The sequence below is a fragment of the Nocardia sp. IBHARD005 genome, from assembly GCF_052814245.1.
Genome location: NZ_CP199935.1, coordinates 5,445,937 through 5,469,588, shown reverse-complemented (window position 1 = coordinate 5,469,588; position 23,652 = coordinate 5,445,937). Strand labels below are relative to the sequence as shown.

At 71.1% G+C, this 23,652-nt stretch carries 19 protein-coding genes; 14 read left to right on the top strand and 5 right to left on the bottom strand.

The window, feature by feature from the left end:
- The first annotated feature begins 14 nt into the window (after positions 1-14).
- Genes ACTWPB_RS25740 through ACTWPB_RS25710 form a run of 7 tightly spaced genes read left to right on the top strand, consistent with a single transcriptional unit; the run spans position 15 to position 8,613 of the window.
- Positions 15-932, top strand: coding sequence for a glycosyltransferase family 2 protein (locus tag ACTWPB_RS25740; protein ID WP_446223097.1), 918 nt, complete (start codon positions 15-17; stop codon positions 930-932).
- Positions 929-3,199, top strand: a complete 2,271-nt coding sequence (locus ACTWPB_RS25735; RefSeq protein WP_446223096.1) for a glycosyltransferase family 2 protein — start codon at positions 929-931, stop codon at positions 3,197-3,199. Before ACTWPB_RS25740 ends, ACTWPB_RS25735 begins: the two co-directional genes overlap by 4 nt.
- Positions 3,196-5,376, top strand: a complete 2,181-nt coding sequence (locus ACTWPB_RS25730) for a hypothetical protein (RefSeq protein WP_446223095.1) — start codon at positions 3,196-3,198, stop codon at positions 5,374-5,376. The genes ACTWPB_RS25735 and ACTWPB_RS25730 overlap by 4 nt, the downstream gene beginning before the upstream one ends.
- A gap of 20 nt (positions 5,377-5,396) precedes the next feature.
- A complete protein-coding gene (locus tag ACTWPB_RS25725) occupies positions 5,397-5,600 on the top strand; it encodes a hypothetical protein (protein WP_446223094.1) in 204 nt (67 codons plus the stop codon).
- Positions 5,597-6,424: a glycoside hydrolase family 16 protein gene (locus ACTWPB_RS25720; RefSeq protein WP_446223093.1), complete on the top strand. Its 828-nt coding sequence runs from the start codon at positions 5,597-5,599 to the stop codon at positions 6,422-6,424. Before ACTWPB_RS25725 ends, ACTWPB_RS25720 begins: the two co-directional genes overlap by 4 nt.
- Positions 6,424-7,914: a class I SAM-dependent methyltransferase gene (locus ACTWPB_RS25715; protein WP_446223092.1), complete on the top strand. Its 1,491-nt coding sequence runs from the start codon at positions 6,424-6,426 to the stop codon at positions 7,912-7,914. Before ACTWPB_RS25720 ends, ACTWPB_RS25715 begins: the two co-directional genes overlap by 1 nt.
- Positions 7,915-7,968: 54 nt before the next feature.
- Complete coding sequence (locus ACTWPB_RS25710; RefSeq protein ID WP_446223091.1) at positions 7,969-8,613, top strand: MspA family porin; 645 nt, start codon at positions 7,969-7,971, stop codon at positions 8,611-8,613.
- Positions 8,614-8,666: 53 nt separating this feature from the next.
- On the opposite strand, the gene ACTWPB_RS25705 is transcribed toward ACTWPB_RS25710, so the two are convergent.
- Genes ACTWPB_RS25705 through ACTWPB_RS25690 form a run of 4 tightly spaced genes read right to left on the bottom strand, consistent with a single transcriptional unit; the run spans position 8,667 to position 12,808 of the window.
- Entirely contained in the window at positions 8,667-9,665 is a 999-nt protein-coding gene (locus ACTWPB_RS25705; protein WP_446223090.1) for an alpha/beta fold hydrolase, read from the bottom strand.
- A complete protein-coding gene (locus ACTWPB_RS25700; protein WP_446223089.1) occupies positions 9,662-10,666 on the bottom strand; it encodes a glycosyltransferase family 2 protein in 1,005 nt (334 codons plus the stop codon). The genes ACTWPB_RS25705 and ACTWPB_RS25700 overlap by 4 nt, the downstream gene beginning before the upstream one ends.
- Positions 10,647-11,531, bottom strand: a complete 885-nt coding sequence (locus tag ACTWPB_RS25695) for a glycosyltransferase family 2 protein (RefSeq protein ID WP_446223088.1) — start codon at positions 11,529-11,531, stop codon at positions 10,647-10,649. The genes ACTWPB_RS25700 and ACTWPB_RS25695 overlap by 20 nt, the downstream gene beginning before the upstream one ends.
- On the bottom strand, positions 11,528-12,808 hold the full coding sequence (locus tag ACTWPB_RS25690; protein ID WP_446223087.1) for a lipopolysaccharide biosynthesis protein: 1,281 nt from the start codon (positions 12,806-12,808) through the stop codon (positions 11,528-11,530). The genes ACTWPB_RS25695 and ACTWPB_RS25690 overlap by 4 nt, the downstream gene beginning before the upstream one ends.
- 206 nt (positions 12,809-13,014) lie before the next feature.
- Here ACTWPB_RS25690 and ACTWPB_RS25685 point away from each other — a divergent pair, with 206 nt between their 5' ends.
- The 7 genes from ACTWPB_RS25685 (at position 13,015) to ACTWPB_RS25655 (ending at position 22,897) form a co-directional block, all read left to right on the top strand.
- The gene (locus ACTWPB_RS25685; protein WP_446223086.1) at positions 13,015-14,046 is read left to right on the top strand and encodes an alpha/beta fold hydrolase; all 1,032 of its coding nucleotides are present in this window, start codon (positions 13,015-13,017) and stop codon (positions 14,044-14,046) included.
- 154 nt (positions 14,047-14,200) lie between these two features.
- Positions 14,201-15,088, top strand: a complete 888-nt coding sequence (scoE, locus tag ACTWPB_RS25680; RefSeq protein WP_446223085.1) for a (3R)-3-[(carboxymethyl)amino]fatty acid oxygenase/decarboxylase — start codon at positions 14,201-14,203, stop codon at positions 15,086-15,088.
- Entirely contained in the window at positions 15,085-15,651 is a 567-nt protein-coding gene (locus ACTWPB_RS25675; protein ID WP_446223084.1) for an FcoT family thioesterase, read from the top strand. Before scoE ends, ACTWPB_RS25675 begins: the two co-directional genes overlap by 4 nt.
- Positions 15,648-17,168, top strand: a complete 1,521-nt coding sequence (locus tag ACTWPB_RS25670; protein ID WP_446223083.1) for an AMP-binding protein — start codon at positions 15,648-15,650, stop codon at positions 17,166-17,168. Before ACTWPB_RS25675 ends, ACTWPB_RS25670 begins: the two co-directional genes overlap by 4 nt.
- Positions 17,149-18,387 (top strand): glycosyltransferase 87 family protein, encoded by a 1,239-nt coding sequence (locus ACTWPB_RS25665; protein WP_446223082.1) that lies wholly within the window; start codon positions 17,149-17,151, stop codon positions 18,385-18,387. Before ACTWPB_RS25670 ends, ACTWPB_RS25665 begins: the two co-directional genes overlap by 20 nt.
- Positions 18,378-18,617, top strand: a complete 240-nt coding sequence (locus tag ACTWPB_RS25660; protein WP_446223081.1) for a phosphopantetheine-binding protein — start codon at positions 18,378-18,380, stop codon at positions 18,615-18,617. Before ACTWPB_RS25665 ends, ACTWPB_RS25660 begins: the two co-directional genes overlap by 10 nt.
- The gene (locus tag ACTWPB_RS25655; protein ID WP_446223080.1) at positions 18,614-22,897 is read left to right on the top strand and encodes an AMP-binding protein; all 4,284 of its coding nucleotides are present in this window, start codon (positions 18,614-18,616) and stop codon (positions 22,895-22,897) included. Before ACTWPB_RS25660 ends, ACTWPB_RS25655 begins: the two co-directional genes overlap by 4 nt.
- On the opposite strand, the gene ACTWPB_RS25650 is transcribed toward ACTWPB_RS25655, so the two are convergent.
- Entirely contained in the window at positions 22,866-23,579 is a 714-nt protein-coding gene (locus ACTWPB_RS25650) for a zf-HC2 domain-containing protein (RefSeq protein ID WP_446223079.1), read from the bottom strand. The genes ACTWPB_RS25655 and ACTWPB_RS25650 overlap by 32 nt on opposite strands.
- Between the last annotated feature and the right edge of the window lie 73 nt (positions 23,580-23,652).

Sequence of the window (23,652 nt, the reverse complement as noted above, 5' to 3'; positions counted from 1 at the left end):
GAGGGACGAAACCGATGCCTACTGGCGGCCACTGGTATCGCGGGCACAACCGCGGCAGACAATTCGGCGACACCGATCGCTCGCCGCAGGGCGAAGGTCCGCGGATCTCGGTGGTGGTCCCGGTGCTCAACGAAGAACGCAATCTGCGCGAGGTGCTGCCCACCGTGTCCGCGGACTACGAGGTGATCGTCGTCGACGGCGGCTCGACCGACGCGTCGATGGCGGTGGTGGCCGAGTTGCGGCCGGACGCGATCTGTCTGCGCCAGACCCGCTGGGGCAAGGGCAACGCACTCGGCTGCGGATTCGCCGCGGCCACCGGCGATGTGATCGTCATGTTCGATGCCGACGGCTCGGCCGACGCCAGGGAGATCGACGCCTTCGTGGCCACCCTGCTGGCCGGCGCCGACTTCGCCAAGGGCACTCGGTTCGCGCCGGGCGGCGGCAGCGCCGACATCACAGTGCTGCGCCGCGCAGGCAACAACGGCCTGACCACGCTCGTCAACCGGCTCTTCGGTATGCACTTCACCGACTTGTGCTACGGCTACAACGCTTTCTGGCGTGATGTGATCCCGCTGCTCGGCCTGCCCGACCACCGGCCCGCGGACGGTCTCCCGCGGTGGGGCGACGGCTTCGAGATCGAGACTGTCATCACCTGCCGGGCCGCCGCCGCAGGTCTGGTGATCCGCGAGGTGCCCAGCCACGAGAAGCGCCGGCTGCACGGCCCTAGCAACCTGAATGCCTGGCGCGACGGTCGCCGGGTGCTGCGGACGTTGCTGCAGGAGTGGCGAACTCGCGACCGCAGCATTCGGTTGTCGCCGGCCGCGACACATTTCGCGCCGCGGCGGACAGAGGTGCCGTGCCCGGTGGTTGATCGCCGCTCACCGGCGCTTCGGCCGACCGAGGCCGACGTCGCGGCGAAGGACGCCGAGTGAACGAGCATGACCCTTCGGTGACGGTGATCATCTGCTGCTACACCGAGCGGCGATGGGAGTTGCTGTCGGCGTGCGTGAGCGAGGTGTCGGCGCAGGCCAACCAGGCGGGGGCGAGTGTGGTGCTCGTCGTCGACCACAATCCGGTGCTGCGGGCGCGGGCGGCGGCGGCGTTTCCTGGCAGCAGCATCACTATCGTCGAAAATCGGTACGCGCAGGGGCTTTCCGGTGCGCGCAACACCGGTGTCGAGGCGACCCGCGCTGACATCGTGCTGTTCGTCGACGACGACGCGGTGCCACAGCGGGGCTGGCTGAGCTCCCTGCGGGCGGCGTTCGACGACCCGGACCTGCTCGCCGTCGGCGGCGAGGTCCGCCCGGTGTGGCCGGGCACGGGCGAGCGGCCGCCGTGGCTGCCACCGGAATTCGACTGGGTGGTCGGCTGCGATTACGCCGGAATGGCGCCGCTGGGCGCACAGGTCCGTAATCCCATCGGGGCGAACATGGGCCTGCGCCGCGATGCGACGGTCGCGGTGGGCGGGTTCCGGTCGGTACTGGGCCGACGCGGGACGACACCGAGTGGCTGCGAGGAAACCGATCTGGCGATCCGGCTGCGTGCGGCCGATCCGGCCGGCGGCATCCGGCGCATTCCCGGTGCCGTTGTCCTGCACCACCTCGAAGCCGACCGGTGCACCCGCCGCTATCTGGTGCGCCGCTGCTTCGCCGAGGGGGGCTCCAAGGCGATGCTGATGCGACTGGAGGGCGCATCGGGCGCCCTGTCCGCGGAAGCCGACCACGCGCTGGTGGCGATTCCGCGCGCGATGGGCCGGGAGGCGATGGCTTTCGCCCGCGGTGATCGTGCGGCGGCGGCCAGGATCTGCTGGACGGTGCTCGGTTTGCTCGCCGCGGTGGCCGGCTTGGCGCGCGGTCTGCTGTTCCGTGACGGCGCCATGGCCGCCGTGGCACGGCAACCGGATTCGCTTGCCGTGGTGCCGCGGTCGGGTCCGGCTACTGAGTCGGCACCGGTGTGGTGTGTCGATGCCGACGCAGGCCCGTCCCCGGCGGTCGTGCCGGCCACTGTTCCCGAGCGGGTGCATGTGCTGGTGCGGGCTGATCACCGGCCACTGGGCCAGGTGGAGCTGGTTCCCGACCCCGACGCCGATCTGCACGCGCAGGTGTTCGATGCGGCACGGCGTTTCCGGGCCGATCAGCCTGCGGCGCCCGCGCCGGACTGGCCGGTCGGGGACACCTCGGTGTCGGTGGTGGTGTGCACGTTGGGGCGCGCGGACTCGCTGGCGACGGCGGTGCGTGCGGTGCTGCACGCGCAGACCCGCCCCGCCCATGAGGTGATCGTGGTCGACAACGACCCGGCCTCGGGCAGCACTCGCCGCGCGCTGGCCGGGCTCGATGATCCGCGGCTGCGAGTCGTCGAGGAGTTCCGCCGTGGCGTGTCCTGGGCCCGCAATGCCGGAGTCGCGGCGGCAACCGGTGCGGTCGTGGCGTTCACCGACGACGACGTTGCCGCTGAGCCCGACTGGGTGGCACGGCTGAGCGAGGTCTTCGACGCCGATCCCGGCGCCGAGATCGGCTGTGTGACCGGGCTCGTGGTGCCCGCCGATCTCGGTCTTGCCACGCACCGGTGGTTCGAGCAGAGCAGCGGCTTCGAGCGAGGCTTCCGGCCGATGGTCTGGGAGCCCGGAGCCGGCACCGCCGTTCTGGACCGGCTGCGCGCCTATGAGCCGCAGGCCGTGCGTGGACGACGCGGGCCGGCCTACCCGGTCGCGGGTAGCGAGTTCGGCTCGGGTAACAACATGGCACTGCGACGGGAAATCATCTGCGCCGCAGGAGGTTTCGACACCGCGCTGGGGACCGGTTCACCGGCCCGTGGGGGAGAGGATCTCGATGTCTTCCGCCGGGTGATCCTCGGCGGGTGCGCGATCTTCTACCAGCCGTCGGCCATCGTGCGCCATCACCACCGCGCTACCGTCGCCCAGCTGCGCAAGCAGATGTACGACTACGGCGTCGGTATGTGCGCCAATGTGCTGCGGCACGCCACGAGCGGACCGCGGGGGTTACGCGAGACGGTGCGTGTGCTGCCCGGCGGGCTGCGTCTGCTGCTGGACCCGGCCTCGGACAAGAACTCGGGCAAGACCGCCGGTTATCCGGCGTCGCTGACCTGGATCGAATTGGCCGGTTATGTGGCGGGCCCGGCACACCTGGTCCGCAGTGCGCGCCGCGCCCGCAGCATCAGCATCCGGGAGAGGCGCCGGTGAGTATCTCGACCATCGCCCCGCCGCCCGCGGCCGTGGGCGGCGGGCGGGCGCAGGCGGCACTGCCACCGGTGCTCGTCGCGGGCGTCGCGGTGGCCGCGACCGCTGCGACTGCCGCGGCCGCGGCCGATGTCGGCGGCGGGCTGCGGCTCGTGCTCGTGCTGGTCTTGATGTCAGCGGCTCCGGGTATCCCGCTGGTGGCGCTGCTGCGGCTGCCGAGCCGGGCGATCTCGGTCATGCTCGGCGTGAGCACGTCCTGGGCGGTCTGGCTGCTGACCTCGCTGTGGCAGGTCACGGCAGGTTGGTGGGCGCCGACCGCGGTCGCGGTGGCGGTGAGCGCGGTGTCGGTGGCTGCGGCCGCGCGGTACAGCCGCGACGACCGGGCCCGGTCGCGCGACAACGACAGGTCCGTTCCCGCGGTAATCCCGGCCCGATGGCGGCCGCGCTGGTGGGACCGCTGGCGCAGTGTCGCTGTGCTCTCGGTGGTGACGGCGACGCTGCTGGGCTGGTGGGAGACCCGGGTCATCGACCTCGACGCGACCGGGCCCTATGGGCTGATCGCCGTCGTGAGCTGGCGACTGCTGCTGGCGCTGGCATTGGTCGGGCTGGCATTCGGGCTCGCGGTCGGCCGCCGTCGGCTGGACCAACCGGTCGCGGCGAGCGCGCTCGCGGTGCTGGTGTGCCTGCTGTATCAGCTGGTCGGCGTCGCCGACGGCAGCCCGGTGGTGGGTACCGGATTCGTGCACGTGGGTTTCATCGACTACATCGGCACCGCGCACCGGCTGCCGCCGAGCCTGGACGCACGGTTCAGCTGGTCGGGGTTCTTCGATGCCGCCGCGGTGCTGGTCCAGCTGGCCGGGCTGCCCGACGCCGTCCCATTGCTGTTGTGGGCACCCGCGGTGCTCACCGCGTTCGCCGCGCTGCCGGTGTTCACCATCGCCACCCTGATCACCGGCGGTCGGCGCCTGGCCTGGGTGGCCATGGCGATCTTTGTCTGCGGCAACTGGTTCCAGCAGGACTACTTCTCGCCCCAGGCGATCGCGTTCGTCATGCACTGCAGCATCGTGGCCACCCTGCTGTGGCTGCTGCGGTCGGCGCCGTTGCCGCCGCTGGAAGGCACCCTCGTCCAGCGTGTTTCGGCGATGGTGGTGCGGGTTCCGGGACTGCCGGGATCGATCGGACGCCGGCAGGTGCTGCTGCTCGAGCTGCTGCTGTTCGGCATCGCCACCGCGACCGTGGTCAGCCACCAGCTCACCCCGGTACTGACGATCATCTCGTTGACCCTGCTGGCCGGGGTGGGGTCGCTGCGCCAGCGCGCATTGCCGGTCGCGGTCGGCATCGTGTTCCTGACGTGGCTCAGTTACGGCGCGCCCGACTACTGGACCGGTCACCTGCACGTGATCCTCGGCGACTTCGGCAAAGTCAGCGACTCCCTGCAATCCGGTCTCGGCGACCGGTTCAGCGGCGCCGAACAGTATCAACGGATGCAGCTGGTGCGGATCGCCTGGAGCGGCAGCCTGGCAGTGCTGGCCGGCCTCGGCTGGCTGCTGTACCGGCGCAGGCGGACCGCGCTCGCGGTCGCGGCGCTGCTGGCCGCGCCGTTCGCGCTGATAGCAGGTCAGAGCTACGGCGGGGAGGTCGTGCTGCGCTGCTTCTTCTACGCGCTGCCGATCATGGCGCCGCTGGCCGCGCTGCTGCTGTCCCGGTTCTACCGCTGGGTGCGCCCGCTCGCGCTGCGGCGCGGTGCGGCGGTGGTCGCGCTCGCCGTGGCCGTGTGGGTGGCCGCCGTGCTCGGCGTCACCACCCGGGGACTCAACACCGCTTTCGAGCGGAACCCGGCAGATCTGGTCGATGCGGCCAGGTCGTTGCTCGACAGTGTGCCCGATCGGGTGCGTCTACTGCCCTCGAACGGGGAGGGCGTGGTGAAGATGTCGCGCCTGACCACGGTGGTTTGGCCGGAAGGGAAGCAGTGCTCGGTGTGGACCGTCGAATGCGTCGATGCCTTCGACGCCGATTACATCCTGCTCAGCACCAGCCAGCAGTCGGCGCTGGAACTGCAGTGGGGCGCGCCGCACGGCTGGCTCTACGACTTCGGTGACCAGCTGGTCGCCCAGGGCCGCTACCACGTTGTCGAACGCACATCGCACGCACTGGTGCTGGCGCGCACGGGAAGGAGCTGACCGCAGTGTTATGGAATTTCGTGACCGGTCCCGCGGGCGCGGTCATGTTCGGTATCGCGCTGGTGCTGCTGGCGGTCTCGACCGCACTGCGGGAACGATCGGTGCCCCGCACGGGCAGCATCGACCGGCTGATGACCTCGCATCCGGTATTGCACGGGCTGGTCTTCGCCGCGCTGGTGCTCGGGCTCAGCGCCACCGCGATCCGGATGGGAGTGCTGACATGAGAAGGATCCCCGCCGCGCTGCGCTGGATCGCAGTGCTCGGCTCGATCGCGGTTTCGGTGACACTGTGCCTGGTGCTGGTGCGAGTGACCGGATCGGCGGCCGATGACGGTGGCCCGTCCGGTGTGCTCGTGCCACGCGGCGACCGCGCCGGCTGGCGTCAGGTGTTCGTCGACGACTTCACCGGACCTGATCTGGCACAGGCCGATTGGGGCCGATACAGCGGTGTGCCCGGCGGTGACCCGGACAGTTTCTGGCTGCCGTCGCACACCGCCGTGCGCGACGGGATGCTCGTGCTGGCCGGCTATCAGGAGTTCGGCCGGATGGTGACCGGTGGTGCCGGGATGTGGCCGCACGCGCAGCAGTACGGCAAGTGGGAGGTCCGCGTCCGCGCCGACGCAAGCGACGACGTGACCTATCACCTGCTGTTGTGGCCGCAGAACGAGGTGTGGCCGCCGGAGATCGATTTCGCGGAGAGCTTCGGCGGCGCCCGTGGGTATCTCGACGCCTTCCTGCACTGGACCGACGCCGAGGGACGCGCCGAGAAGACCAAGCAGGTGCTCGAGGGTGATTTCACCCGATGGCACACGCTCGGTGTCGAATGGCTGCCGGGGCTGATCCGGTACACGGTCGACGGCCGGGTCTGGGCGACCGAAGAGGGCAGCCGAGTGCCGTCGGTGCCCATGTGGCTCGGCATCCAGGCGCAGGCAGGTGGCTGCCGCAAAGCCCAGGCCGACGGCGTCACCCCCTGCCCGTGGGTGGGCACACCGGCGCGGACCGAGATCCAGGTCGACTGGGTCAGCGTCTACGCGCAGGCGCCACACTGATGCGCGCGGCCACGATCGAAGCACTGGTCTGCCCGTATACCGGCGGACCGCTCACCCTCGCCGAGGGCGCGGTCGGCGACGGTGACCGTGTCGAGTTCGGCCTGGTGCGGTCGGAGAGTTTCGACTTCCCCATCGTGGGCGGCGTCCTGCTGCTCGGCCTGGGAAAGGGCTACGGCGGACACGAGGAGGGTCTGGCCCCCTACGTGCCCATCCAAGCCGCGGCGATCGAGTACCTGCGGCGCGGCGACGTGGAAGGTTTGCTGCACTGGCTGCGCAGACACAGTCCGCTGGTACACCGGCTGGTGATCGGCGGATACCGCGACTACGCCGAGTTCGCGGTCGACCTGCACACCAGGGGGCTGCGGCTGGAGTCGGCTGCGCTGGCCGCCGACGCCGACTACGGTGTGCTCGGCGATCTCGGGGTGCGCCGCCGCCTCGATCGGGTCCTGTCCCGGCCGCTGGCGGCCCGCGCCCACCGGCGGCTCGCCGCGGTCCGGGCTGCGGTCGCCACGGCCAGGACGAAGCGCGACCCGGAATCAATGCTGGCGCACAGCTTCTACGCGCAGCGGTTCTACTCGCCGCGGGCGGCGGCCACGGCGTTGCAGTTGGCGCATCTGCCGGTCGGTGATCGGGTGCTGTCGCTGTGCGGCGGGCACGGCGTTTTCGAGAACATCCTCGATCACAGCGACCGGCTGCCCGCGCAGCTGATCTGCGTGGACGGTCAGCTGGTGAATCTGCTCGCGGTGACCCGGTTCGTCACCTCGGACGTGGATCCGATCTGCCTGGATGCGCAGTTCACCTTGCCGTTCCCTGACGGGTGGTTCGACGCGGTCTTCTCCTCGACCTGTCTGCCCGAGATCCCCGCCCAGGCACATTTCCTGCGGGAGGCGATCCGGGTGACCGGCGCGCACGGCTGGACTCTGTTCGACTCGCTGTGGGCACTCGACAGCGGCGTTCTGCGCTGCGACCCCTACCGGCCGTACCGCTACCTGCAGAACTTCCTGCCCCGGACGTCGGACTATCGCGCGGTGCTCGACCGCTGTGTCGGCGAGCGGGCGGTGGGCTACGCGGTGTCCGGCCCGCCCGCTGGTCAGCTGGCCGGCCCGCGCTGGGCCTTCGGCGACGCGGCGATCACCGCCGAGCTGGCCGATCCGGCCGACACCGAGCTCAATGTTCTGGTGGTGGACCGTGATCGGTTCACCGGCTTCGTCCCCGCCGACCACGGCTGGATGCCGCACCGGCTGGTGCCCAGCCCCGCCTACCACCGCGCTCCAGTGCAGGCAGGCCCGCAGGTTCTACACCTGCGGGCCGAATTCGCCGATCCGACATCGGTTTTCGCTTCGCTCGATTTCCCGGGGCTGCCTGCGCGGGTGGAGCTCGACCCCGCGGGCCCGCCCACCCGCTGGACCGAACTATTCGCCGCCGGAGCCCTCGCGGCCCTGCCCCGGCGTTACCAGGCGCACCGCGCCGACCCCTTCTCCACGGTGTAACTCCGCACACCTGCCGGGACCGAATCCGGCAGCGACAGAAAGAGAAAAGGAACAATGAAGCCTTCCAACCCGTCCTCGCCAGTTCGCCGCCGGGGACGGCTCACCGTTGTGGGCCTGGCCGCCGCCGTCGCGGTCACCTTCAGCGCGGGCACGGCCGGCGCCGCGGTGGACAGCACCTCGGTCGTGGTCGACGCCGAGCAGCGCACGATCAGCGCGATCATGTCCGATACCTTCGTGCGCGGCCTGGCACCGCTGGACCGAAACCCGCTGACTCGCCAGTGGACTCACGATGGCACCGCCGAGTTCACGGTCACCGGGGACAAGGCCGAAGAGTTCACCGGCACCGTCAAGATCGGGTACCTGATCGGTTACCCGGCGACCTTCGGCGGCAAGATCAAGGTCAGCTACTCCACCCCGTCGTTCGGATTCGACATCGACTCGGGCGTCTCGAGCCTCGGCTTGAGCGGTAGCCTGATCCCGACCCTCACCGCGGAGATGGAGGTCGGCTTCGGCCCCGGCGTCAAGCAGGTCGAGGCGGCCAGCGGCAAGATCAGCGGGGCCACCGGGAAGATCAGCGTCGTGAACTTCCTCGGCACCGTCACCGGCGTCGTCGGCCCGGCCACGATCCAGCCCTACGTCACCGTGGTCAGTGACTCCGGCGACTCCGTCACCACTTTCGGGCGTACCTGGGACGTGTAGCCCCGACTCCGGCGTCACCCGCGGCGCGGCCGAACGTTCGGTCGCGCCGCGGTCTATCCGGGCATGAGCGCCGCGGTGAGTCGATCGGCGAACTCGGCCAGCACCGGTCCCTCGCGCACAACATCCATATGGCCGCCGGCCACCCGCACCACGGTGACCTCCCCGAGCACCTGCCGCCAGCCCGGCAGTTGATGGGCGGTCTGATCGGTGACCACCGCCAGCGCCGGTCCCGCGACCGCGCGCAGCCGGTGCCGGTTCTGCACCCGCAGCCCGATCTCGTAGAACAGTTCCTGCTGGCGGCCCACCGCCCGGCGGACCAGTCCGGCGGTCGGTATCGCCGCGTACAGGCGAAGCCGGTCGGCCGCCGATCGACCCGCACCCCCGACCGCGATGCCCGGTGCATGCGCGGGCTCGCCGAGCAGCCGGGCGGTGGCAGCGGGCAACGGTGCGTCCAGCAGCACCACCAGCGCGACTTCGCCGCCACTGCCGCGTAACCGGGCCGCCACCTCGAGCGCGGCCACCGCGCCCATCGAATGTCCCAGCAGCACATAGGGTCCCGTCGGCTGGACGGCGCGAATTGCCCGGGTGGCGTAGCGCACCAGCGAGCGCATCCGGAAGTGCGCGGGCCCGCGCCGCTCCAGCCCACGCTGACACACCGCGTACAGCGCGATCTCGGCCGGCAGCCGCGCGGCCAGCGGCACGAACGACCACGCGCTGCCCCCGGAACCCGGCAGGCAGAACACCCGCACCCGCGGTTCGGTGGTGTCCTCGCCGACGCGGGTCACCGCGCCGGTGCGGCGGGTGAATGCCGCGCGCCCGGCCGCGTCGAGCCGGGCGCCCAGCGCCGCCGCGGTGGTCGCACCGGCCAGGTCGGCGATGCCGAGGCGCACGCCGAAATGCTGGCGCAGCAGGTCGCGCACCTCGACGATCTGTAGCGAGGTGCCACCGAGACCGGTGAAGGTATCGCCCGGTTCGATGTTGTCGACACCGAGCACTTCGCGCCACACTGCGCGGACGGCGTCGGCGGCCGGGTCGTCGTCACGAATGCTCATCGTCTCATCAGAATCTGTGCGTAGCGGCGGGGGAACATCAGCAGCACCAGCGCGGCCAGGGCAGGCCGCCACCGGCCCGCACCCGCCAGCACCAGCAGTTGCGCGGGCCGGACCAGAGCCCGGGCCGCCGCGATCGCGCGGTCGGCGTCCGGGCTGGGAGCCGACCGCATCGCCAGATGGGCCAGCGGGAACACCGATTCGCGCAGCACGAACGCGACGGTCTCGGCTCGCGACGGCGCGGCGCCCGCCGCGGCCAGCCGATCCAGTGCCCGTCGCGGCATCCGCAGCAGTTCGAAACTGGCCGGGTCGAAGCGCTGCGAGGCCGAACCGCTGTGCCTGCGGTAGTGGTAGGGCGCGTCGGGGACCATTGCGACCGAGCCTGCGCCCAGCGCGACCCCGATCATCGCGGCCAGGTCCTCGTAGCGGTGCACTTCATCCCAGGGGCGGGCCGACAGGGCGGCGCGGCGAAACAGTTTGGTCGGCGCGTAGGCGCGAGCCCGCCCGGCGACGAGCAGCCGTGCGTAACCGGCACCGGTCACGACCGGTCTCGGCGGGAGGGGTTCGTCGATGCCGAGGACTCGCCCGGTCGGGTCGACAAGCGTGGCGCGGCAGACCGCGAAATCGTGTTCGCCCAGCGCGGTGCCCAGTATTCGCAGCATGTCCGGTGCGACGGTGTCGTCGGCGTCGACGAACCACACCAGCGGTGCCGTCGCCACGGCCAAGCCCCGGTTGCGGGCCGTGCCAGGACCGCGTCGTTCGGGCATGGTCACCAGGGTGGCGGGCAGACCCGCCGCGGTGAGTGCGGCCACGGCGATCGGGCCGCTGTCATCGGTGGAACAGTCGTCGACCACGATGACCCGGGCAGGCCGGGGGACCAGGCGCGCCAGCGAAGCCACACAGTCGACGATGTGATCAGCGGCGTCGAACACCGGGATGATGACGTCAACACCGGGAATATCGGCGCCGCTCGCGCTGGGCGTTTCACCGGTGGATGCGGGCATCGGCGGCCTCCTTCCATCGCCGCAGGGCAGTGGCGGTGACGAACCGGGTCGTCTCCCAGCCCGGTGACCGGCGCAGCGCGTTGCTTGCCGCCCGGGCGACCAGCCACGGCCGCGGCGGGTCCGAGGGAGCCAGCAACGCCAGCAGTTCAGCGCGGTCGGGCACCGGGTGTCCCAGTGCCAGAGCGTGCCGGCGGGCGACAGCGTATGAGGAGTCGACCAGCTGTGCCCAGCGCACTCGAGTGGCCTGGGTGTCGTGGACGCGATAATCCAGGCCCATGATCGGCAGATTGGCGAACTCGCCGTGTGCGCTGAGGTCGCACCACAGCGCGTAATCCTCGCCCATGCCTTCGGTCTCGGGCCGGTACCGCACCCCTGCGGCGTCGAGCACCGCCGCGCGCATCAGCACACTCGAATGCGCGAAACAGCTGCTCAGCGCCAGCCGCTGTCGGCAAGCGCGGTCGCTGCGCGGCATCCGCACCCGGCCGTGCGCGGTGCCGATCAGCCGGTAGTCGGTGCCCACCGCGACCACGCGGGGATGCCGCGCCAGGAACTCGACTTGGGCGCGCAGCCGGCCCTGCCACATCACGTCGTCGGCGTCGAGCCGGGCGATCAGCGCACCCTTGGCCAGGTCGAGACCGTGATTGGCGGCAGCCACCACTCCCGACCAGGGTTGGCGCGCCAGGACGACCCGCGGGTCGTCGTAGCGCTGCGCGATCCGGGCGGTGTTGTCGGTGGAGCCGTCGTCGATGACGAGCACCTCGATATCGGTGAAGTTCTGCGCGAGCGCCGAATCCATCGCTTCGGCCAGATACGGCTCGGCATTGTGCGCGGGGATCAGCACCGTCACCGCCGGGGCCGCGCTCATCGGACGGGCACCGCTTCCGGTTCGGCCGAGGACCGGATCTCGGCCAGCATCCGGCGCACCGGCACGGCCACCGCGGCGATCATGACGAACTCCATCACCAGATAGGCCAGCCCGACCGCGGTCAGCCCATAGCGGGGCAGCAGCGCCCAGGTCAGGCCGACCACACCCACCGCCATCCCGGTCTGCACACACAGCGCATACCCCAGCCGCCGCTGCACCCGGACCAGACCGCCGAAGATGTAACCCGGCACCGAGAGAAGCTGGGTCACCGCCATGGCCAGCAACAGTGAGCGGGCGTTGTCGGCGTAACCGGCGCCGAGGGCGATCAAGGCGATCGGCGCCACTACACCGAGCGCCACCGCCGCCGCGGTCGCGACGGCCAGCAGCAACCGGGTCTGGCGGCGCACCAGCGCGGGCAGATCGGGTGGACGGGTGGCGGCGCGCGCGACGAACGGGCCGCTGATCACGGCCAGCACCAGGCTCACCCCGGCCACCAGGGTCCAGGCCACCCCGAAATAGGCGGCATCGGCGACCCCGAGCGCGTGGACCACCAGCAGCGGAACGGTGACCGGGAGCAGCGCGTTCACCAGCACGATCCCGTAAAGCGAGGCACATTCGCGCACCAGCGCCCGGACGGGCGGCAGCGCGCCGGTGACGGCGAAGATCTGGTCGAGGCCGCCTCGTCCGGTCACGACGAGGACCTGGACCACCAGCACGGCCACCGCCGCGGGCACAGTCCAGGCCAGCAGCACCGCGGTGGCATCTCCGGCGAGCACCGCCAGCGCCACCAGCAGCGCGAGCTTGCCCACCGCGTGGAAAATGTTCTTCAGCGCGGACCAGCGCCCCCGCAGCAGCCCGATCAGGATCGCATCCTGCAGCGCGAAAGCCCCGATCACCACGGCGGTCACCACGAACGCCGCCGCGGTCCACCGGTCGGCGAACAGCTCGCGCGGCGCCACAGTGAGATAGCCGAGCGCGAGTGCGGCGGCCAGCGCGGCCACTACCGCGTGGGTGCGCAGGATCAGCGTGCGCCCGGCCCCGCCCGCGGTGGACAGGAAACGCTCGAAGAACGGACCCATGCTCAGGTTCGACAGCGCCCCGATGGTGGTGGCGGCCATCACGATGGTGGCCGAACGGCCCACCGCTTCTACGGGCAGGGTGCGCGCGGCCACGGCCCAGAAGACCAGCCCGAGTCCCCCGTTGAGGACCGCGGCCAGCATCAGCGCGCCGGAATCGGCGATGAAATGCCGTGCGGTGCCCGCATCAGGGGACGCCACAGTGAGGCTGTCGTCGGAAGGTATATCGCGCACCAGGAAAATCGCTCTCGAGCCGTGCGGCGGAAACCGCGGAAGAGACGGCGAGCGGGTGGTCGAGACGGCCGAACAGGCCGGGGCGCAGCCGCAGAATACCACATGTGACGAGTGTCGAGCGTCGGGAACCCGGCGCGGGTACGGGCCGACTGGTAAGGCGGAGGTGGTCGGTGATGAGGAGAACGCGGCGCGGCCGTCGCGCGCGGGGACACGCGGCGGTGCGGGCCGAACTGGCGCGGGTGTGGTCGCAGGCGCTGGGTGTCGAGCCCGGACCGGCGGACACCTTCGGCACGCTCGGTGGTAGTTCGCTAGCGGTGGAAGAGGTCATCGTCGGCTCCCGCACCACCCTGGTGCTGCCGCTGACCGTCGCCGATTTCCACGACGATCCCACCCTCGACGAACAGGCAGCGCGCCTGCTGCGGCGCCACCGCGGTGGCTTCGGCGCCGGCGACAGCTCGTGCCAGCAGCTGCGGCCGGGCGCGACGCCCGCGCTGTTCTGCTTCGCCGGCGCGGGCGCCTCGGCCGCCTGGTTCCTCCCGTTGGTCTCCGCGCTCAGCAGCCCGGCGACGGGGAAACTGGCGGTATACGGAGTGCAGGCACACGGCCTGCAATCCCGCTCGCCGGCATCCTGGACCGTGCGCGGCGCGGCCCGCCGACACGCGCGGGCCCTCGCCGCCGCGCAGCCGCACGGACCGTATCTGCTGGTGGGGCATTCCTTCGGTGGCATGGTGGCGCTCGAAACCGCACGGCTGCTGCGCGTGCGTGGCCACCAGGTGGCGCAGGTGATCCTGCTCGACACCGTGGTCGACGCCGACGCCGCCCTCGGGCAGTGGAGCGACAAACAGGAGGGGTTCACCGGCACCGCGGCCACGTGCTCCCGGCCGGCCCGCCCGGTGCGGCTGGCCGCCGACCTGGCACTGGCCGCGGGGGCAGGAATGGTGCGCTACGACCTTGCCCGGCAGAAGCGGGTGTTCTGGGAGCTGGGAATGCGGGCACAGCGCCGGTACCGGGTCCGCGCGGACGACTGCGCTGAGGTCACCGTGCTGCTCACCGTCGACGCGCCCGGCCAGGCCGAACGCTGGCGCGAGCTGGGCGTATCCGCCGGGCGCGTGCACGCCGTACCCGGCGGGCACCTGTCCATGGTGACCGAGCCCGCGGTGCACGCTGTGGTCGAGACCACCGTCGCCGCGGCCACGACCGGCTGACGCTGCGGCGTGGCGGGAACCGAATCGCCACCGCGCCCGACTATTTCCAACGACAGCAGCGGCTCCTGCGGAGCTCGGCGGGTCGGCTCGAACGATTTTCGCGGTTCCCCGGGGCGCAATACCGGGAACCGCACAGCGGGACAGAGGTACACACATGAAGATCGGCAACAGGACCGGGGTACGCCGCGGCGTCGAGGTACACGATTTCGACCCGGCCACGGCCACCGTCGACGACCTGGCCACCCTCCGGCGCCACATCTACCACGACAAGATCGTCGTGTTCAAGGAGCAGACCCTCGACGTGCGCGGTTTCGTGGCGTTCGGGTCGGAGTTCGGCAAGCCGGTCGCCTACTACGAACCGATGTACCGGCACCCCGACAGCGATTTCGTCTTCGTCTCCTCCAACATCGACCGCGCGAGTAGCCGGGTCGGCGTGCCCAAGACCGGGGCGTTCTGGCACTCGGACTACCAGTTCATGCCAGAACCCTTCGCAGTCACCTGTTTCTACCCTCAGCAACTGCCCACTGTCGGGCGCGGCACCTATTTCATCGATATGGCCAAGGCCTATCAGCGGCTCGCGCCGGACCTGCGCGCGGCGATCGAGAACACCCACTCCCTGCACAGTTCGCGCCGCTACGTCAAGATCCGGCCGAGCGATGTGTTCCGCCCGCTGGGCGAGGTGATCGCCGAAGTCGAGCGCAAGACGCCACCGCAGCGCTGGCCAACGGTGCTGGTCCACCCGGTTACCGGGGAGCGGGTGCTCTACGTCTGCGAGGCGTTCACCTACGCGATCCAGGACGCCGCGGGAGGCGCGCTGCCGGACTCGCTGCTCACCGACCTGCTCGCCGCCTCCGGCCAGCTGGATCAGAGCTTCGAACACGACAACATCTTCGTCCAGTCCTACGAACCCGGCGATCTCGTGCTCTGGGACAACCGCACGCTGATCCATCGTGCGCTGCACAACCCCGGCAACGAGGCAACCGAGTCGTTCCGGGTGACCGTACTCGACGAGCACCCCCTGACAAGTAAGGAAGCAGCATGACCACGGGCAGTCCGGCCTGCACTGTCTCGATCGTCGAGAGCCCCGCCGAGGACATCGAGTTGCTGGCGCGGACCATGCGGCCCTACGTCAGCAAAGGCACCGTCTATCTCGAACGGGCGCGGGCGATCCGGCGGGGCGACACCGTCGTGGGCACCGGCGAGTTCGGCATCGCCGAGCCCTGCTACATCGTTGACACCGGGCATTTCAATGCCGTCGAGTTCAATATCTCGTTCAACCAGCTTTTCTACTACACCGTCGCCGCGGCGATCCGGGACAAGCTGATTCCGGAACTGGCGAACTGGACACTCGAGGACTACTGGGAGCGGCAGCTGCCCGCGATTCTGATCACCCGGTTGGCGAGCCGATTCCGGCGGCCCATCGGGTCACGGGCCTACACCGCCGAACTGACCATCGGCCGGGTCGAGTTCCGGAACCGGTCGCGGCCGGTGTTCGTCGTGCAGTCCCATATCGAGTTCGCCGACGCTACCGGCGGATGCGCCTCGGGCGACATCGAGATCGTCTTGCTCGATCCGCCGGGCACCTGCGGGGACGGCGACCAGTGAGCGAGATCGCGACGCTCATGGCGGCGCTGACCGGCCACGCGAGGAGCACCCCGGACCGGACCGCGGTGGCCGACAGTGCCGGACCGGTGAGTTACGCGCAGCTGCTCGACCGGTCCGCCTCGGTGGCTACGGCGCTGCGCGCTGCAGGTGTCGAGGCGGGGGACCGGGTCGTCCACCTGGCCAAAGACACCACCGCGGTCTACGAATTGCTCTACGGATGTGCCCGGATAGGGGCAATCCTGGTGCCGGTGAACTGGCGGCTGGCGCCCGGCGAGGTCGACTACATCCTCGGGCACAGCGCCGCCCGGGTCGTCGTCACCGACGATCCGGCACGGGCCGGGACCGACCGGATCGTGGTCTCGGTGAACGAATTCGCGGCCTGGCGCGATACCAGGGGCCCAGTTGGTGCCGACATTGCCGAGACCCCGGACACCCCGATCGTGCAGATGTACACCAGCGGCACGACTGGCCGGGCCAAAGGCGTTGTGCTGGCTCACCGCACCTTCTTCGCCATCCGTGACCTGCTCGACGCCGCCGGGCTGGACTGGATCGACTGGCACGAGGGCGACGTGAACCTCATCGCCCTACCCTCCTTCCATATCGGTGGGCTGTGGTGGGCCACCCAAGGCCTCAACGCCGGGGTCACCAATATCGTGCTGCCGGTGTTCACCGCGCCTGGCGCGGTGGCCGCGATCCGTGCGCACGCGGTGACCACCAGCTGTTTCGTCCCGGCCATGCTGCTGCTGATGCTCTCGGAGCCGGGGGTACGGCCCGCCGATTTCGCCTCGCTGCGCAAGATCGTCTACGGCGGTTCGCCGATCGGTCCCGACCTGCTGTCCCGCGCGGTGGACACCTTCGGTTGCGACTTCGCCCAGATCTACGGCCTCACCGAGACCGGCAACACCGCGATCTGCCTGCCCGCGGCCGACCACCGGCCCGGACAGCAGCGGCTACATGCCGCGGGCAGGCCCTACCCGGGAGTCGACGTGCAGATCCGTGCCGAAGACGGCACGCCCTCGGGCGCCGGGGAATCCGGGGAGGTGTTCCTGCTCAGCCCTGCCCGGATGCTCGAATATGCCGGAGATCCGGCGGCCACCGCGGCCACGCTCAGCGCCGACGGCTGGGTGGCCACCGGGGACGCGGGCTACCTCGATGCCGACGGCTACCTGGTGATCCGTGACCGGGTCAAGGACCTGATCATCGTCGCGGGCGAGAACGTCTACCCGGCCGAAGTCGAGAAAGCGATCAACGCCCACCCCGCGGTCCACGACTGCGCGGTGGTCGGCGTGCCCGACGACCGCTGGGGCGAGCGAGTGCACGCCTTCGTGGTGGCGCGGCCGGGCGCCGAGCTGGGCACCCGGGACCTGGTGCGGTTCCTGACCGGGCGACTCGCCGGATTCAAGGTGCCCTCGCGCTACGAGTTCGTCGACACCATCCCGCGCAACCCCAGCGGCAAGATCCTGCGCCGCGAGCTGCGCCGACGATTCTGGGCGGGTCGTGACCGGCTCGTCAACTGAACCGGGCCGACTCCGAACCTCGGCGCCGTGGGTCGCGCTCGCCGGGTCCATCGCCGCGATGGTCGTTTTCCTGCAGATCACCGCAGTCGAGTACTACCTCGGTGACCTGCGGGTATTCGTCTCGGCGCCGGGCTGGCTGGCCGACGGGACGCTCTACGACGCGGCCAGCCGCACCGGTGACGGTTCGGTCATGCTGCCGTTCCTGTATCCGCCGTGGGTGGCTGCCGCGTTCACCCCGCTGACCTGGCTGCCGTTTCCGGTCGTCGCAGTGGGCTGGACCGTGCTCGGAATCGCCGCGCTGCTCGGCAGCGTCTTGCTGTCGCTGAGCCTGGTCACCGGGCAGCGGCACCTCGGCGCGGTGGGGCTGTGGCGGTCGGCGGCCTGGTGGAGTGCCGGGCTGCTGTGGATCGCTCCCGTGCGGCACTGTCTCTATGAGGGCCAGTTGGCGTTGCTGTTGCTGCTGGCCGTGCTGATCGGGGGGTGGTCGGCCCGTTCGGTGGCCGGGGCGGCGATCGGGCTGGCCGCCGCGGCGAAGATCGTGCCGTTCGCGGCGTTGCTCGGCCCGGTACTGGCCGGACGCTACCGGACTGTGGGCTGGGGTCTGGCGGGCGTTGCGGTGCCGCTGGCGGTGGGCTGGATGGCGTTTCCGGCGATGTCGCGCCGGTTTCTGCTCGAGGGATCGGGACTGGACGCGGTCGAACGGGTCGGCGGGGTGGGCACGGTCGCCAACCAGTCGCTGCGGGCGGCGCTGAGCCGGTTCATCGGAGCCGATATCGGCTGGCAGTGGCCGTGGTGGCTCGGCGCCGCCGTGCTGACCGCGCTCGCGGTCACCGTCCTGGTGCGCCGGCCCGGTGACCGGGCGGTGGCGCTGTGGGTGCCGACCGTGCTGGCCGCCGCACTGTTCCCGCTCGGCTGGACCCACCAGTGGGTGTGGCTGATTCCGCTGCTGATCTGGCTGCGGCGCGGCCCGGCCCGGCGCACCCGCTGGGCCAGGACGCTGTCGGGGCTGTGGCTGTTCGGATCGGTCGCGCCGATGATCGAACTGCTGCTGTTCGTCCAGCAGTCCAACTACATCTACGGACGGCCGCTGTGGCAGGCCCTGTTCGGTGCGGCCTATGTGCTCGGCACCGCAGTGACCTTCGGTTGCGCTGCCCGGGCGAGCACCGCGCAGCCGACGCCCGCCGAGACCACGGAAACGGAGACCACCGCGTGCCACTGACCCGAGCCCAGCTCGTCGAGGACCTCATCGAGGTGCTGTTCGTCGACCCGGCGGAGCTGACCGAGGACACCGACCTGACCGACCTCGGCCTGGATTCCCTAAGGCTGAACACGCTGTTGGAACGCTGGCGGGCGACGGGCGCACGGATCGGTTTCGCCGACCTGGCCGAACAGCCGGTGCTCGGCGTCTGGTTCGACCGGCTGGTGCGCGACGACCAGGGAGAGAAATGACCACGGATCTGCCGCTCACCGCGGCGCAGCACGGTATCGCGACCGCCCAGCGGCTCTGGCCGCACGACAGCCTGTTCACCCTGGCCGAATCACTCACCCTCACCGGCCCGGTCGACGCGCACCGCTGGGCCCGCGCAGTCCGGTGCATGGTGGCCGACACCGAGGCGCAGCGAATCATGCTGCACGACAACGGAACCAGTGTGGTGCAGCGGATCGAGGCGCCGGAACTGGTCCCGGTGACGGTCACCGACCTCACCGGCGCCATCGACCCTGCCGCCGAAGCCGAGTCGATCATGCGCGCCGACCGGCAGGCGCGGTGTGATCCCTACACCGGGGTCACCACCGCGCACCGGGTCCTGATCCTCGCGCCAGGCCGGGTGATCTGGTACCACCGCGCCCACCACGTCGCGCTCGACGGCTACGGGTTCGCCCAGTGCGCCCGGCGGGTCGCCGAGCACTACCACGGGCAGGACGCCGTCACCGCACCCTCGCGCGGGCTGGCCGCTGCTGCACCCTCGCGCGGGCTGGCCGCTGCTGCACCCTCGCGCGGGCTGGCCGACGTCGTCGCCGAGGACCTGGCCTACACGGATTCTCCCGCCCACGCCGAAGCCGGCGCCTACTGGCAGCAGACAGTGCCTTCGCGCAGTGCCCCCGTCCTCACCGCGACCCCCGCCCCGCCCGCCCCCGGCAGCCTGCGCACCCGGCGCGCCCTGACCCGCTGGGCGCCCCCGACCGGCCGCCGGTACGGAGTGGCCGAATCGGTGCTGGCCGCCGTGGCGATCTATCTGTCGCGGCGCACCGGCGACCGGGATGTCGTGCTGGGCGTGCCCATGATGAACCGAATCGGCTCGGTGGCCGCGTCGGTGCCTGCCATGGTGCTCAACGCGGTGGCGTTGCCGGTGCGTGTCGACCCCGGCGAGACCGTCGCCGAGCTCGCCGCACGCATCGGCGCGACCCTGGGCCGTTCCCGCCGTCACGCTCGCTACCGGCACGAACGGCTGCGCACCGACCTCGGCCTGCTCGGCGGCGGGCGGACCCTGCTCGGACCTGTCGTGAACATCATGGCGTTCGACTACGACCTGGACCTGCCCGGTGTCGAGGTGCGCGCCGAGAATCGCGGCGCCGGACCCGTCGAGGATCTCTCGGTCAACCTCTACCTGCGCACCGGCACCGCCGAGGTGGCGATCGACGCCAACCCCCGCTGCTACTCGCCCGGCGAACTGGCCCAGCACGCCGACGCCCTCGTCCGCGTCATCGAGGCCGCCGCCGCCGCACCGGACTGCCGGGCCGCCGACCTCGCCGTCAGCTACCTGCCCCTCCATGCACCCGACCCGACTCCGGCGCCGCACCCGCTCGCCGAGTGGCAGCAGCACGTCGCCGCCGACCACACCGCGCCCGCCCTGATCGACGTCGCCGGTACGCTCAGCCGGGCTGAGCTCAGCGCCTGCGTGGCAGCCCGCGCGGCCACGCTGACCAGCAACGGAGTCCGCTCCGGTGACATCGTCGCGATGTTCCCGGTGGGCAGCGCCACCGACATCGTCACCGTGCTGGCCGCACAGCTGGCCGGCGCCGCCCACACCGCGCTCGATCCCACGCTGCCGGTCGACGACTTGCGTGAACTCCTCCAGTCCCTGTCGCCGGCGGCGGTCGTGCATATCGCCGCCGCTGCCGATGCTGTCGCGGCGGCCGCGCCCGAGGCCGCCTCGATCGTCATTCCGGAGCACATCGAACAGGGCACCACACACCACGTGACCAGCCCGCCCGCGATCGGCGCTATGGCGGCCGGCGCCGGATACGCGGTGCTGACGTCCGGTTCCACCGGCCGCCCGAAAGCAGTCAGGGTGGGAGGCGCCGCGTTGGCCGCATTCACCGCCGACGCGGTGACCCGCTACCGGTGGGACACCGCAGACCGGGTCCTGCAGTTCGCGCCCCTGCATGCCGACACCAGCATCGAGGAGATCTTCGTGACGCTGGCCGCGGGCGCCTGTCTAGTTCTCGCCGGTGACCGGCGCACCCCGGCAGAGTTGACCGGCCTGGCCGCCCGGTACGCAGTCACAGTGCTGGATCTGCCCACCGCGATCTGGCACGAACTCGCCATCGCTGTCGACGCCGGAGTCCTGTCGCTGCCGCCATCGGTGCGCCAGGTCGTGATCGGCGGTGAGGAGGCGTCTCCCGAGCTGGTCGCCCGCTGGCGGCGAAACGGCGGACCCGTACTGCACAACACCTACGGCCCGAGTGAAGCGGCAGTCGTGTGTGTGAGCACCGACCTCACCGAGTCGGACCCGGACAACGTGCCACTGGGCACCCTGTTCCCGCATGCGGGCGCGGTCCTGGCGGTCGACCGTCTCGAACCCGCTGACCCAGCGGGCCCGGCCGGAATCCTGCACCTGTACGGGCCCATGCTGGCCGAGGGCTACTTGCCCGAAACCGGTGCGGGCTCCGGTTTCGGGCAGGTGCCCGTCGGCGCGCACATGGTGCGCGCGTTCGACACCGGTGACCGGGTCCGGTTGGCGGCCTCGGGGATGCTCGAATTCGGCGGCCGGGTCGACGGCATGATCAAGATCGCCGGCGCCCGGATCGGTGCGCGCGCGGTGGAAGACCTTCTCCGGCAACAGCCGGGCGTGGGTGACGCCCTGGTCACCCGCCACGGCGACTACGCCATCGGCGCGCTGATCACGGTCATCGAATCACACCCACCGACCTGGTTCGACGACCTCCGCGCGGTGCTGGCCGATCAGCTGCCATCGGCCTGGGTGCCTGCCCGGATCACCGCTGTCGATGCCCTGCCCCGCACCCGCAACCTCAAAGCCGACCGTCGCGGTCTGCCCGTCGTCGCCCCCGGCGGCGCCGACGCCACCACTGTGCTGGCGATCTTCGCCGAGGTCCTCGGACGCGACGACCTCGGCCCCGGCGACGACTTCTTCGCCGCCGGCGGCACCAGCATGCAAATCCTGGCACTGGCCAACCGGCTCACCGTGGCCACCGACTGCCCGGTCGCCGTCGACGACATTCTCACCGCACCGACCCCCGCAGGACTCGCCACTCGTCTGGCTGCAGGCACCGCCGACCCCGAACCCGTCCCCGACCTCCCCGCCGAGCTCACCGCCCTGCGCACCGCCCTGACCGCACCGCACCGCGTGCGCGGGCACGGTGTTGCCGAACGCTGCGCGCCGGACCGGGCGGAGCAACCGGATGAGCACACCCCGACACCGCGGATCTCCTCGGCCCCGGCCGCCCGGATCATGCTGACCGGTGCGACCGGTTTCCTCGGCGCGTATCTGCTGACCGATCTACTCACCCACACCGCTGCCGACATCCTGACCGTCGTCCGCGCTGATTCCGCGGCGCATGCCCGCGCCCGGCTGCGCACCGGTTGCGCGGCGATTGGGGCCGGGGATGTCTTCGACACCGCCTGGGATCTGGGCCGCCTGACCGTACTACTCGGCGACTGCGCGCGTGACGATCTGACCGGGCACCGGGAGCTGCTACCGGGCCTCACCCAGATCGTCCACAACGCCGCCCAGATCAGCGCGGTGCGCTCATACACGACCCTGCGTGAAGTCAATGTCGTAGCCGCCCATCGGCTGGTGCGGCTGGCCCAGGCACACGGCGCGGCGATGACCCTCGTATCGACTGCTACGGCCGCCGGGCCCCGCGGCCGGCTGGCCGATCCGGCCACCCTGCCCACCGGATACGCCCAGAGCAAATGCGTCGCCGAGCACCTGCTGGCCACGGCCACTCGAGAGTTCGGGGTCCCTACCACCGTGGTGCGGCTCGGCCGCGTACTCCCGGCTCCGCAGGACAGCCGAGGTGCGGGCACCGACTTCCTGCACGATCTCCTCGCGGCAGTCACCGCCGTGGGTATGCGCCCGGCGACCCAGGTGACCGAGCCGATGACCCGCGCCGACGAGGTGGCGCGGGCCGTGGCCACCATCCTCGGCACACCGCTACCGGTTACCCCTCGGATCGTCGACCTGCTCGGCCCGGCGCCGGTTTCTGTCGGCGAGGTGCTGGCGCGGAGCGCCCCCGGCAGCTGCCAGGTGGTCAGCCCGGAGCGGTGGCGGTCCCTGGTCGCCGACTGCGGGGAGCTATCACCGCCACAGCGGGCCGCGGTGCTGCGCTGGTGCGATATCGAGCTGGCCGGTTTCGACCGGGACTGGCAGTCGGAGCACGCCGTCGCAGTCCCCGGGGTCTCGGCCGCCGAAGCGGCCCGGCTGCTTGGACTGAGCGGCGTGACCGGCGCCGTGGTCAGGCCGCCGACGACCCGCGAGCGGACGTGACCGGATCGGACGCGTCACCTCGGGTATCGGCCCTGCCGGTCTTCCTCCCGATCCGACGGCGCCGACCGCCCACTCCACTCCCGGTCCGGGCGAGCAGCATCAGCAGCAACGCACCGAGCAGGACCAGCGAATGTGAGGCCAGCCGGGCCACTGTGACCCGATCCTGCATCCCATCGACCGCCGCATACCCGCCCAGCACCACAACGAACGCCGCCACCATCGGCAGCAGACCGGCCACCGTACGCGGCCGCAGTGCGGCGGTGAGGAAACCGACCCCGAGCGCGGCCGTCCACGCGGTGGTTTCGTTGAGCAGATGCGCCGACATGGCCGCGGCGTGCTCGCCGTGCGCGGCGGTCATGCCGAAATCCACGCCAAGCGCCTGAGCCAGCGCAACGGTCAGTTGCGCGGCACCGGTCAGAGCCAGCAGTACCCGGCTCACGGTCCGCGCGGTAGCCCGTCGTGGCGCCGCGACGGGCTGGGCGGCCAGGATCTGTGCGCTGAGGTCGGGGATCGGCGGCGCGGGTGAGACCCGGACCCGTCTGGTCATCCTGCCCGCCACCGCATACCAGGATCGGCAGTCGGGGCAGTTGGCGAGATGCTCATCGAGCCGGTCGGCCGGCACCGGCTCGTCTTCGCCGTCGAGCCGGGCCGACAGCGCTTCCCGAGCGAGCGCACATTTCACGCGCCGATTCTCGCATCCGGCCGGGGTGTCGCCGGGGTCACCCCCGTTGCCGGGAACCGCCCCGCTTGCGCGT